At 41.6% G+C, this 12,944-nt stretch carries 7 protein-coding genes and 3 pseudogenes; 3 read left to right on the forward strand and 7 right to left on the reverse strand.

Features of this window, described 5'->3' with window-relative positions:
- Positions 1 to 199: 199 nt before the first annotated feature.
- The gene (locus MKX30_RS15035) at positions 200 to 1,528 is read right to left on the reverse strand and encodes a prolyl oligopeptidase family serine peptidase (protein ID WP_339201635.1); all 1,329 of its coding nucleotides are present in this window, start codon (positions 1,526 to 1,528) and stop codon (positions 200 to 202) included.
- 100 nt (positions 1,529 to 1,628) lie between these two features.
- Positions 1,629 to 2,510 carry an AraC family transcriptional regulator gene (locus MKX30_RS15040; RefSeq protein WP_053324884.1) on the reverse strand — a complete coding sequence of 294 codons (882 nt, stop codon included), beginning with the start codon at positions 2,508 to 2,510 and terminating at the stop codon, positions 1,629 to 1,631.
- A gap of 1,086 nt (positions 2,511 to 3,596) precedes the next feature.
- Here MKX30_RS15040 and MKX30_RS15045 point away from each other — a divergent pair.
- A pseudogene (locus tag MKX30_RS15045) lies at positions 3,597 to 4,348 on the forward strand (IS110 family transposase); the annotation flags it as partial.
- Positions 4,349 to 4,512: 164 nt separating this feature from the next.
- Here MKX30_RS15045 and MKX30_RS15050 read toward each other — a convergent pair.
- The 3 genes and pseudogenes from MKX30_RS15050 to MKX30_RS15060 all read right to left on the reverse strand — a co-directional run.
- Complete coding sequence (locus MKX30_RS15050; protein ID WP_341062949.1) at positions 4,513 to 6,186, reverse strand: hypothetical protein; 1,674 nt, start codon at positions 6,184 to 6,186, stop codon at positions 4,513 to 4,515.
- Positions 6,187 to 6,216: 30 nt separating this feature from the next.
- Positions 6,217 to 7,245: a LamG-like jellyroll fold domain-containing protein gene (locus tag MKX30_RS15055; RefSeq protein WP_341062950.1), complete on the reverse strand. Its 1,029-nt coding sequence runs from the start codon at positions 7,243 to 7,245 to the stop codon at positions 6,217 to 6,219.
- A gap of 1,579 nt (positions 7,246 to 8,824) precedes the next feature.
- Positions 8,825 to 9,565, reverse strand: a pseudogene (locus MKX30_RS15060) (aldo/keto reductase); the annotation flags it as partial.
- A 131-nt stretch (positions 9,566 to 9,696) separates the two neighbouring features.
- On the opposite strand from MKX30_RS15060, the gene MKX30_RS15065 reads away from it, so the two are divergent.
- Together MKX30_RS15065 and MKX30_RS15070 are read left to right on the forward strand one after the other, a co-directional pair.
- Entirely contained in the window at positions 9,697 to 10,191 is a 495-nt protein-coding gene (locus MKX30_RS15065; protein ID WP_053324878.1) for a MerR family transcriptional regulator, read from the forward strand.
- 804 nt (positions 10,192 to 10,995) lie between these two features.
- Positions 10,996 to 12,066, forward strand: coding sequence for an SDR family oxidoreductase (locus MKX30_RS15070; RefSeq protein ID WP_025685980.1), 1,071 nt, complete (start codon positions 10,996 to 10,998; stop codon positions 12,064 to 12,066).
- Positions 12,067 to 12,110: 44 nt separating this feature from the next.
- Here MKX30_RS15070 and MKX30_RS15075 read toward each other — a convergent pair whose 3' ends face one another.
- On the reverse strand, positions 12,111 to 12,491 hold the full coding sequence (locus MKX30_RS15075; RefSeq protein ID WP_025685981.1) for a winged helix-turn-helix transcriptional regulator: 381 nt from the start codon (positions 12,489 to 12,491) through the stop codon (positions 12,111 to 12,113).
- 347 nt (positions 12,492 to 12,838) lie between these two features.
- Positions 12,839 to 12,937, reverse strand: a pseudogene (locus tag MKX30_RS15080) (WGxxGxxG family protein); the annotation flags it as partial.
- Positions 12,938 to 12,944: the final 7 nt, after the last annotated feature.

The following is a 12,944-nucleotide window of genomic DNA, read 5'->3' on the forward strand; positions in this document are numbered from 1 at the left end:
GTTTTATACATGAGGATTTTGCGAAAACCCAATAAGGAACTGATAATGCCGAGCGATAACGTGTTGTTAACGAATGACTCAGAGAATGTACGGTAAAGCTGGCTTCCCAAAAGCATAATCTATTTTTCAATAGTTTTTCATTGAACTTTAAAGAAGCCTATTACATCATATTGCTATTTTCATTTGCTAGCTATACCTTTCAGTCCAATGTTTTGGAGGCCAGCCATTGCATCATGGTTGTTTTCTTTCCGTCAATCACCTTCGATACTTCGTTGTTATACACGTAAATCCAGGACCAGTGGCCGTTGTATTCATACGGTGTTTGGTCGCTCTTCTTGTACAAACCAGAGGTATCCACTACGTTATCAAATAACGACATATGAACATCCTTTGCTCCGGCATTCACTAAACGGTTGTAGGTCGGAATCGCATAATCGTTGGGCGGTACTACGGTGTCGGTTTTGGCAGCCACAAACCAGATCGGCAGGTTCTTCATTTCGTTTATTTGTTCATCGGTAATAAGGCTGTCCTTTAAGGCTTCACAGGCCACCACAGCTGCTGCAAAATAATCTTTATAATCACGGATCATCAGCATAGTCATGTAACCACCGTTGGAGTCTCCGCCAATATAGATTCGATCTGTATCAATGTCTTTGTTTTGGGCCACGTACTCCTTAATTAAGGACATCAATGCTTGCTCGTACTTGGAGGTTCCGTCCCCAAAGCCTGTAAAGCCATCCATCCAGTAGGTTGGGGTCTGAGGTGCCAACACATAAGCCCCGCCAAAATAGGATTGGATATCCTTAGAAGCAAAATTCGCTGCTTTATTTCCGGAAATCGGAATCGTCGGATCGGTACCTCCCTCACCCATACCGTGCAGCCAGATCACTAGAGGGTTTTTCACTTTGTCTTGTGCCGGTGCGTAGTCCACATACGTTAAAGTAACACCGTCAAAAGTAGCTTTGCCAGTTGTATATTGATCAACCAGCTTCCGTATCTCTCCTGCGGAAGTATCAATCTTCAAGCCGGAAATCGTTCCTGATTTGGTTTTAATAGCTTTTTGCTGCGTGATCGTGTATTTGTTATCATTCCATGCATTAAACCCGGAGCCTGCCGCATCATAATGAATAGCGGAGCTTAGTGTTAAGGCCGGGCCGATCTCCATTTCCAATACAACGTAGCTTCCGGTTTTATTTACAGGGTTGCCACTTTTGTCCGATACATAGGCCTTGGTGACTTTCCGGTTGCCTTCCTCAAAAATAGGATTTACCAGCCTGCTATCGCTTCTTTCTACATGCACCTTAAATGTATCCTTGGTGATCGCATCTTTAGGTACCGGCTTTCCCAGGTTAACAATGATCTTCGTAATGGTTGCTCCCCAATCCTTAACCTCCGCAACCGTCCGGTACGAGGTGGGCTGTATCTTTACATCCTTGGCCCATGCACCGGAATTGAAAGCAAGGGTCGTACCGATAGCTAAAGTGAATAACATAGTTGTTTTAGCAGCCTTTTGAAACCGTTTAAACATGATGTCTTACCTCCCGGGTCCATTAATAAAACGCTTACATTATTTATTTTAATGATTTTTTTATTTGTATCCTGTCTTTTATTAGCCTAATTCAGGTCAATTACTGACTCCTTGCTCCAGAATACCCCTTGTTCTCTTTTCGATATTGATGCGGTGTTGCCTGATAAACCTTTTTAAATACCCTGGCAAAAGACTTCTCGTTCGGAAATCCGTGCTCCAGCGCAATTTGTATGATGGAATGATCCGTATTCATGAGAGCTCGAAAAGATCTCTCCAGACGGATGGCATTGATATATTGAAATAGGGTCATCCCTACATGCTTCACAAAAAACCGGGACAAATATTCGGGAGACAACCCAAAAACCTGAGCTATCGAATCCAAGGATAAGCTTTGATCGTAATTCTTTTTGATATAATCGGTTATCAACGTCAGCCGCTCCAAATATTTATCGGAGTTAAAGCCACGGATAGATTCATGATCCATTTTAAAATGCATTAATAACAGATACACCAGTTTATAAGATAATGACGTTAAATGGATATGCGCTAAAGGGTCATTATGCCGGTTGAGATAAGCCACAAATAAGGTGTTTAACAAATCACGCAGCTCCGCAAAATGCAGTAATCTCTGCTCGTTAGTTTCAAAAATGGATACGCAGTCAAATGAAATCGGGTCACTGCCGTTAACATTTGCTCTAATAAATTCAGAAGGAATCAGAACCGTTATAGCCTCTCTCCCTTTTCCCTTAGCTACAGAAAAGGAATGAATGGCATTCGAATTAATGAGCAAAATATCTCCTTCTTTGGAGCTATAACTCGCGCCATCGATGTAGATATGGTCGATTCTTCCTGAAAGCACATAGGATATTTCGATGCTGTCGTGCCAATGCCCAGGTATGTACGCTGGTTCATTTGAGGAATGAACTATAATTTTTAACGGAAAATGATTGTCTGCCTGGACCAGCTCATATTTGTATTCCAAGTTTGTCGCTCCTCTCAGATGTGAACATATAAATAGAAGAAAATGGCTTCAGCAGAGTGCCGAAACCACTTGTATTTAACCTTCCTCTCTCTATATAAACAAAAAAACCTAAGTATAACAAAATACATAAGATCCTTAGATCTTAACATTTTGTTCCTTAGGTTTTGCCTGCGTAACAGTAACAATCCTAGAGCTATTCATTTAATTAAGCTAAGTATATAGCGGGTTAAAATCCATGTCAACGCTTTCATTTTGGGCGTTCAACCGCCTAATTATCTTGCGACTTTCAGGAACTCCCTGGGGTCCCTGCGGTCCTTGAGACCCTTGAGGTCCTCTAATCCCTTTAACAATGACCTTCGGCAAAACTTTGACTTTTTTAACCGTACATCTTCTAAATTTTCTCCGATGCATTCTCTTTTGCCAACAATAATGTCGAAACATAATTAATGGTCACCTCCAAAGTCTAATCAAAGTAGCTTATTGTGCAATTAACCAAAAAGATTGGGCTGTTGACTTCATCTAGGAAAAGATAGGCATAGGCCTGACCCTATCATGTTTGGATTATTACAGCTCATCCTATTGAAGCTTATTATCCATCCAATAAATTGATTCAAGTCCTGCATCATATTGTTCGGCTGCTGTTCCCATTATCGTATCCCTCGGCTTTAGTTATAGCGTAATGCGAAACAGCGGATGTTCGCGAAATGCCATGCGTGGCGCGCTGCTGTCTCAGCCGGTGGTTACCCTGGATTAAAGGAGCTGTCGTGTGAATCCCTCGGGAGAGCAAACCGCGATTTCAATAACAAACTCACCTTCACAATCTATAATATCTATCAAATCATCGCCCAACGGCTGGATACACATATCCATAACTGGCTTAATGCAGCTGCAAGAAGTGTATAATCCAACGCCTTTTTTCTCACAAAATTAAACCCAGAATTATTTTCATCGTGAGTGTAGGTGTTAGTGAGCCTGTATTACTTGATGAATGGGCTGAATGATGTAATAAAGGGCCTCAAACAAATGACTTCATTTATATAAATTCCAACGAAGCTCATTTCTAGGAAATCAGGTGGGCATCGTCCCATAGTATTAGAATCAACTGGACATTATCACACACCAATTGTGCAATTTTTCTTGACAGAGGGTACTTATTAATTATAGTGAATCCTTTCATATCGTATCGGGCTAAGAGTTCTAGTTTACGTAAGGTAAAGACAAATATTATTGACGCTAATCACCTCTGCGGGCTGTATTATAAAGAGGACCTAGAGCCTTATAAACAACGGCAATCCAACGCTTAAACCTTCGTAACCTTACGGACAGCTTGAACATATTACAGGCATGTTTGTACAAACCAAACGGCAATTTCACGGAGTTTTTGGTGCCTTATATTCGGATGTTTCTTTTTCTTTACCGACTTACAATCAATTCCAAGTTCAGAAGAAGTTTTGAAAGCAGGCGAAAAAACATCGCTAACAAGATAAATGAGTTCTGTGAAAGTCGTTCATAACAATGGGCAGATAGTCAGGCAAAAAAACTAATGGCTACCGCAGTCAAAACCCTTTTCAGAAAACCTTATATCATAACCTTTCTTTAAGTTTGAACATGTATATTAATATGCTTCTTGAATACAAAAAGCACCTATCCACGCTTGAGGACGAGATAGATGCTTTAGTAAAGCATATTGAAGAGTGTATGATTATCCGATCAATCCCCGACATCGGTGAAAAAATCGCTGCCACGATTATTTCTGAGATTGGGGAATAGATCGGTTTAATCCCCCTAAGAAACTAGTAGCATTTGCCGGAATTGATCCCAGCATACCATTAGGTGGTTTTATGGAACAACTAAAAGATGGCCTCAGCCTTAAAATGCTTAATTCTTCTTTTAATAACACATTCGTTCAATTTATTAATCTTTAATTGGTTATCACTGGTAAAACAATATGGTCTTTAAACTCACCTAAGTAAATTGCACTAAAATTCCTTAGTAATATAACTCACAATCGAATATTATCGCTCTTACGGTCAGGATCTGAAATGAACTTGATAAGACGATAGGTATTCCAGTAACCTCTTGAACGCCCGTATTTATCTACACGACGGGTACCACTATCCCATTCACTAGTTGCACGGTGGACAGTTCTAACTCCCCACCGTCCCGAAAAGTTCCACCATGTAGGCATTTCCACAATTGGATTTTCCAATGAAGTCGGTTCAGGTAGTGGATAGCTACTTTCAGGTAATTCAGGATCGAATCCAAATCGATCAATTACTCGAATCATGGCTTTTAGACCTTTGCCCACAGGTGCAACTCCTGGACTTGTTAACGTTGGGAACCCTGGAGGCAATGCCTGTCCTCCGCCTCTCCTAGCAACGTCGGTACTGCTCGGAAGAGATGCCTCTGTAATCGTTGGATCGTCCTTGAGCAACCAAGATAGCACAAACAAAACTAGGCCAATTAAAAATACCACCCCAGAAACAACTAAACATACAACGACTGCTGGAGGAATTGGCGATGCTATAAAAGCAAGACAGATCCCGGCACCTGTGCCAGCTGCCCCCATAATAGCACCACCAATGGAATTTAGAGTAGGGTCAGGAGGCGAATCCCCAGGAATCACTACTGCTCCTGCAATGTTAAACAAGTTCTTGTGTAGTCCAGCACCGACAAATGCCACAGTATTCGTACCAAACCTGATTACTCCCAGGTTAGGATTGTTGACATTAAAAAGAGGACGTACCTCTGCCGCCAATGGTGAGTCAAGATCTTCACCGGTAGTATAACCTTTACTAAATACTACAAAGCGGGGCTCAAAATAGTCAATACACTCCTTTACATCGTTCCCATAGAAAAAATCCATACGTTGCCGTCCATCTCGGCTCTTACGCATGCCTAGATCATCAAAGATATTTTTAATGAAAATAGTAATCGCTTCCCACTGTCCCTCCCGTTTATGAATCTCGTCATCTTCACTAGATAGGGCCGGTTCCATTGCAGGATAAAGCATATAATAAGTTATAGCAATATAACGATCAAGGTCTAGCATAATGTTATTCTTATCAGGTTCATCTGATTCAATGCTTGGGGGAAAATCAAGTTGTTTATTATCTTTTACACTATCCCTCCGTTCTTTATCAAGCTGCGGATATGTTCCAGCCCATTCAACCTCGGCGTAAATGGTCGGGACGCTTAGACGCGGTAAGGTAAATTCGGGCGAGGGTGTAGGTTCATCTAATGGTATTATTGGATTAATATTGCTACTTACTGACCTAAATAGCAAATCAAGGTATTGAAGAGAACCTTTTGTGTAGCCTTGATTGTCAGGAGACAGAGCATCATCCCAACCTGCAACATTAATAAACAAATCCTGATTAAATCCAACAGTAAATTCTTGTCCGATGCCGTTAGGCTCGATATTACTGAGGGCCAAGTGATCACCTGTGGGGTAATGGCTACCTGCTTGAACATCTATATCGCCAAAGCTAGTGGTATTGCGGTCTACCACCATTACCGCACTACCTCGCTTATTAGTTTTTCCATCCCATGGATCAGTGGCTAGATGATCCAACCATTCTTCGGCGGCAATTGGGTAAAATCGCTCACTCGGATCGAAAAGGAGGATTGGCTGAAAAGCCAAAGCGAGTTCCACTGAGTTTAAATTCTTAAACATGTTTATCACCCTCCTGTTTTATTCTCAGGTTTACCTAGACAAACGATGAATCTCGTCAACGAGCGCATTCGGATCTATGGTTGTCTTATTAAGGCAAAACGCGCTTAGTACACCTTGAAGTTCATCGAAAGGTAAAGGCATGCTTTTGATAAGATTGTCTCTTTCCCTCTTAATTTCCTCAATCTGATGTGTACTAAGGTTTTGCATTGCGAGTAAAGCAAGCCTAGCCTGAGCCGAAGTGTAAGTTGCCTGGTCGCCTCGCAAAAAGGCTGTAAAAGCTTCAAAAGAGTATTGACGTTGCTGTTTTGTAACTTCAGCATCGTTACCCCTTACTTGGCTCATGATGTCGAGACCAAACTGTAGTATCTCACGCCCTTTAGCTTCTACCGATTCAGGTGTCTCTTTATCCTTTCGTAACTTTTGCACAATAATATCAATGGCTTTACTGTCTTTGCAAGAGGAATTTAGGAGCCCATTAATGTCTTTATATGGATCATATTTAAACAATTTAATTTCACTGATAAGCCCTTTAAAGGTCCAGTCGTTTACTAATTTATCGGCCTCGTGTCCTATGGCAATGCCTCTAGATCCAATAGAACTTACTTGTCCCTCACCATTATATGTTTCGGCAACTTTTACTCCATCAAGATAAAGTTCTGAAGTATTTATTCCATCATATAGGAGTTCTGCTGTATGCCAGTTGTCAGTAGTAATAAGGCCTGGCTCGGATCGAACTACCCAATGGTTGCGATCAGTGAAGATGTTCCCGCTCAATGACCCATCACTTTCAATCCACATTCCAAAACAATGATCACCCTGGATAAGGTTATATGTCCGATTGAAAGCTCCTTCTGGAGACAAATTAAATGAAACGAGGACGCGGATAGACCAAAGATCCTTAAGACTAGGGTTAGGGTCAATTTGAACTATGCTCTCTGGTTTGTCAAAGAAAAAAGCTTCTGGCTGTTGTTTAACATATAATGGCAAACCATGGTTGCGATTATCAGACAAGTCAAAGGATGAGCGGGAATAGCAATGATGGATAATTAACTTATTCAAAATCCTTCCTCCCCTTTTTATCAATAATATATATTCTGAACAAACGATACTTAAATATTCGTAGCTTTTGATACCAATTTGCAGAAGAATGTCTAATTTAGTTTTTGTGCATCAGCATCAAAAAAGCCGATTTCACAATGGAGAATCGACTTCATAAGTATTCTACATAAAGATAGGTAAGGGTTTAAAGTTATCGCTCCCTTTTCCCCCTGTTCACACCGTACGTGTGACTTCCACCTCTTACCTTGTTCCAACTAATCCAATTTACTCTATCTATGTATTAAGTAGACGAGTGCTGTTTTTCCAAAGTTAGATTATTTCATTTCGACATTTTAATCGTAGAGTATTCACTTTTTCTTTCTACTTATTAGTAAGCTTTAAATAATATAAAAATTTTCTATTCTGTCTTTGTCTTTTTGATGAATTGACTGATGAACTGCTTTATGAACAATAAGCAAGTTCGAATAACTATCATCTTTCCAAAGATAATAAGGGTTCATGTGATGTCAGTGCCATTCATGTGTCCCTAATTGCTCAAGATGTAGGAAAGCATACTTTTGTCGATAGCCTTTAAGCTATTATGGTACAAGTGTATCCCTCGTATTACAAAGACTTTATACGATCCAAGTAACAATATAAACAAGTATGAATTACTTTTACTGAAAACATCAGGATCTATCCGAACCATTCGTATTGACGCAAAACTTGTGAAAATGTTAAAACGCCATGAGATCAAACAAAAAGAAATAAAATTAGAGAAAGGAAACCTATATGTAGATAACCAGTTTATCTTTGCACGAAATGATAGACATCTGCAATCAAGAAAAGTAGTGGAAACTAGACTAAAACGTCTATTTAAAAAGGCAGGTATTGATAAAAACGTTAACCCTCATTCAGAAATACACATACCTCTCTCTTAATTGAAGCGGGTGTGGGAGTAAAGGAGATTCAACAGCGTTCAGGCATAACAGACATAAACACAACAATGAATATTTCCCCTCATATGACAGCCAATATAGAGAAAAGGTCTCTCATCAGTTCAGTGAACTGATGAGAGACCTTTTCTGATAAGACGGTTTTTGTGAAAAAAGTGAGCATTTTTACTTACTATGAGCAAAAGTATGAAATTTATCTTTATTCCACTTAAAAACCCCAATATATCAAGGCTTGATGATGTTTATTACATCATGCCGCCCATCTTTGATTAAGCCTCGCCGCTAGACATTTCAGAACTTAACTCTTAATTTATAACACTTTTTTTCCCTATTCAGAAAATTTCATTTGCCTATATTCATCCATATTCGCCGAGATTGTGATTTTTTTGTGATTCAAATAACGAAATATTCACCACATATCGTTCTCATTAATAATTTCCTTCTATTGTATATTGAGACATACGAAGTAGCAATGATATTTCTGAGAATTTAATATTCTCTAAAATACCTCTCACCTTCTCTTGGCAGCATTGGTATGCTCTATCCCGCTCCCAGTCCTCCAGAATGACGATGTCCCGCAGTGTAGACCTTTCCATCCCCATAAGAGGATAAACGCGTGATAAGTTTACGGTTCGATTCAAGGTTTACAGATCGACTCTCCAGTTGCCCATCATCTTGGCGACTTCCGGGTCGCGGTACGATAAGAAAAGACTTTCCCGCGTATCGAGGGTCGAAATTTGTTCGATATCGTCCGCGCTCAACTCAAAATCAAAAATGTCAAAGTTTTCAACGATCCGCTCTTTTCTCACCGATTTTGGAATTACAACGACTTCACGCTGAACAAGCCAGCGCAATACGACCTGAGCGACGGACTTTTTGTGTTTTTCTGCGATCGAGACCAGCACTTCGTTTCTGAACATGTTGTTAAGTCCCTCAGCGAACGGGGCCCACGACTGGTGTTGAACTCTCTGCTCTTTCATAAAAGCTGCGCTCTCTGTCTGCTGGTAGAACGGGTGCGTTTCGATCTGGTTGACGGCGGGCACGATTTCGTTATGAACGATGAGGTCCATAAGGCGGTCGGGTAGGAAGTTGCTGACACCGATCGCCTTAATCTTGCCTTCGCGGTACAGGTCTTCCATCGCACGCCAAGCACCGTAGTAATCGCCGAACGGCTGGTGAATAAGGTACAGATCGAGATAGTCGAGTTGCAGTTTCTTCAAGGATTTGGCAAACGCGAACTTAGCACTCTCGTAGCCGGCATCCTGAACCCATAGCTTGGTCGTGATGAACAGCTGCTCACGCGGTACGCCGCTGCGCTTGATCGCACGACCGACCGCTTCCTCATTCAGATAACCGGCGGCGGTGTCGATCAGGCGGTAACCAGCGGAACTGGGAAATCGGGCACCTCAGTGGGCTTCCGCTTACGGTCGACTTGCATTACAATAAGCCTATCGCCTTCGTGTTACACGAAGTCAAGCCGTCTTCAAAAATTTTATTTTTCCAAGGAGGATTCCACATGTATACAGTCAAAGAAGCCGCCCAGATAACGGGGCTCACCGAGCACGCTGTACGCTTTTACACGGATAAAGGCCTAGTACCAAGCGTACAGCGCAATCAAAACAACATTCGGATGTTCGACGAAGAATCGATCAACTGGTTGCATGGCGTCAAATGTCTTAAGCAATCCGGGATGCCGATTGGAGTCATTAAAATGTACGTCGATTTCTGTCTCGAAGGGGATTCGACCATTCCGCAACGCTACACACTCATGATAGAGCATAAGAAAGCGGCGCTCGTTAAGCTCGAAGAAGCCAAACAGCACGTTGCCCATTTGGAACAAAAAACGGCCCTGTATCAGGCCATTCTGGAGCACCGCTCTCCAGACACGACCAATCCTGGAAACTGGGATAAAATTCAGCATATGCATAGTGACGTTTTTTACTCGCCCTCTGTTCGGAGGGCTAGAGATCTACGTGAGACACAACTGCTCGAAGAAAATACTCTTTTTTAAACTCCTGGTTGGCTTAGGATGAACAAGATTCACATCAGTCTAGATTGAACTAACACAGAGACGTTAGTTCAATGAAACAGCGACAGTCTAGGGCTTTATTTTCCCGTCCTAGCCTACCGTTGTTTCTTTTATTGTAATTATCAAAACTTTATTTTCATCGAACATTAAAAAGTGGATTAAAAGCACCTTGAATGTCCGTCTGTAAACAATTTTTCAACTAAAAAGCTCTGCTGACCTTAAGGTTAGCAGAGCTTTTACTATTTTATTTAGAGTATTCACTTACTTCAAATGTTAGGATACGATCATAATCCAAAACCGTTAGAAGGAAATAATGGTCTCTAAAGTACCCTTCTCCTTCTCCTGCAAGCATGATGATCTTTTGATTGATCCCACCCTCCAGAATTACGGTATGCCTCAGGATGGTCTTGTCTTCCCATGAGATATAGTTGTCCTCTTCCAGCGCAGCAACCCGGCTTTTATGCCCACTCTGCGCCTAGCTTACTTAAAACTGTGGGAATAGAACGGCAGACTATGGCTTGAAAATAAAGTCTTAGACTACCACTGTTTTTATTTAAGCTAACGTGTCCCGTTAACTTAAACTACCTTTGAAATCTAGCGCCGAGTATACCCATCTACCATAATGATTAAGAAAGCAAAGAGAGAGTTGACTGACTTCTTTTCGTCTGAATATACCTCGATTACTTTAAAGTGCTTATGTCACTTTATAGTGCGTACTTCCTATGTATGGTTAGTTGATGCAAAATAATGTTGTACAAAGAATAGTACAGAAGGAGCTGAAACACTATGAATAATGAATCTACAACAACACGCAAAGTCGCCTTGGTCGTAGGTGCGAATGGTGTTATCGGTCGCAACCTCATTGATCACCTCATCTCTCTTCCTGATTGGGACGTGATCGGCGTATCGCGTCGCGGTGGAGAATCTAGCAACCATGTTCGATATGTGGCTGCGGATCTACTCAATATAGACGATCTTCACGAGAAGTTAAGCGATTTAACTGGGGTAACACACATTTTTTATGCTGCTTACCAAGACCGTCAAACTTGGGCTGAACTTGTTCCACCGAACCTCGCCATGTTAGTGAACATCGTAGAAGTGATCGAACCAATCGCGTCGGGCTTGAAACATGTCAGTCTGATGCAGGGATACAAGGTATACGGCGCACATCTCGGCCCGTTCAAAACTCCTGCTCGTGAGACGGACGCTAACCACATGCCTCCTGAGTTCAATATTGATCAGCAAGATTTCTTAGAACAACGGCAAAAAGGTAAGGCTTGGACTTGGTCTGCACTCCGTCCTTCTGTAGTCTGCGGCTTCTCGCTTGGAAATCCGATGAACCTCGCAATGGTCATAGCGATTTACGCTTCAATTTCTAAGGAACTGGGAATACCTTTGCGGTTTCCAGGTAAGTCGGGAGCTTATAACAGCCTCTTGGAGATGACAGACGCTGGGCTTCTCGCAAAGGCAACAGTATGGGCGGCGACCGACGAACGCTGTGCGAATCAGGCATTCAACATTACGAACGGCGATCTGTTCCGTTGGAATGAGTTATGGCCGAAGATCGCTCAATACTTTGGTATGGAAACAGCGCCTCCGTTGCAGATGTCTCTGGACGTTGTCATGGAGGACAAGGAGCAGCTTTGGAACAAAATGGTTGAGAAGCATGGGCTTGCTCGGAATTCCTATAAAGACGTATCCTCTTGGCTATTCGGCGATTTCGTGTTTGCATGGGATTACGATTTTTTTGCCGACGGAACTAAGGCTCGTCGTTTAGGCTTTCACGAATTCGTCGATACCGAAGCAATGTTTATGAACATCTTCAACGACTTCCGCAAGCGTAAAGTCATCCCGTAAACTACCGTTTAAATAAGAAAGCCGACCTTGTACTGGGTCGGTTTCTAACTGTTATTTACGTCTGTAAGCATTGGATTAGCCAGAACAGTAGCCTTTCCCTCGTACTTTCTCTCTATATGCGAATCCCCCCAACGGCACATCAGATGTAGGAGTTCCTTTAAACTCCAGCCGTAGTCTGTCAACTCATACTCAACTCTAGGTGGTACCTGATTATAGGAAATACGTAAGATGACGCCCTCTTCTTCAAGCTCCCGAAGGTGCTGCGTTAACATCTTTTGAGTAATTGCGGGAATCAAGCTCTTAAATTCATTATTACGTTTCTTACCGAATGTCAAATGAAAGAGAATAACAGGTTTCCATTTCCCACCAATTACCTCTAAAGTTGCCTCAACTGCAGTGTTGTAAATTTTTTCAGTCTTTTTCACACAACTTGCCCCTTTTCGAATATTTCGACACAAGTCATTGGTAACTCCTGATGAATTGGAGCCATTAAATGTCCCTATTAAACATTATAACTACAACCAAAATATTACGCTATCCTGCCCGCTAGCTTAATGACGTATTCGTTATTCTAAGACTTCATTTCCTCAGAACAGATGCCACATACTGGGGATGGTTTCAGAATACACGTAAAGCGCCTTACAAAAAGGTGTACAATAAACGACTTTCGACGTATTCAGACTTAGCAGCAAATAGTTTAATTAAAAACAATCCCCGCCGACCAGTTAAGGTTAGCGGGGATTGTTAAGGTGTTTTTGAGTTGTATTTACGATTATCTTTTTTTGTGGTTTTCATGGTCGCGACGTCTTAAGCCTGCCAATCCAATTAATCCCAACAGACCAAGCCATCCCCAATTATCATTATCATCTTGTTAAACA

The sequence above is a fragment of the Paenibacillus sp. FSL P2-0173 genome (genome assembly GCF_038008045.1).
Classification (GTDB): Bacteria; Bacillota; Bacilli; order Paenibacillales; family Paenibacillaceae; genus Paenibacillus; species Paenibacillus polymyxa_B.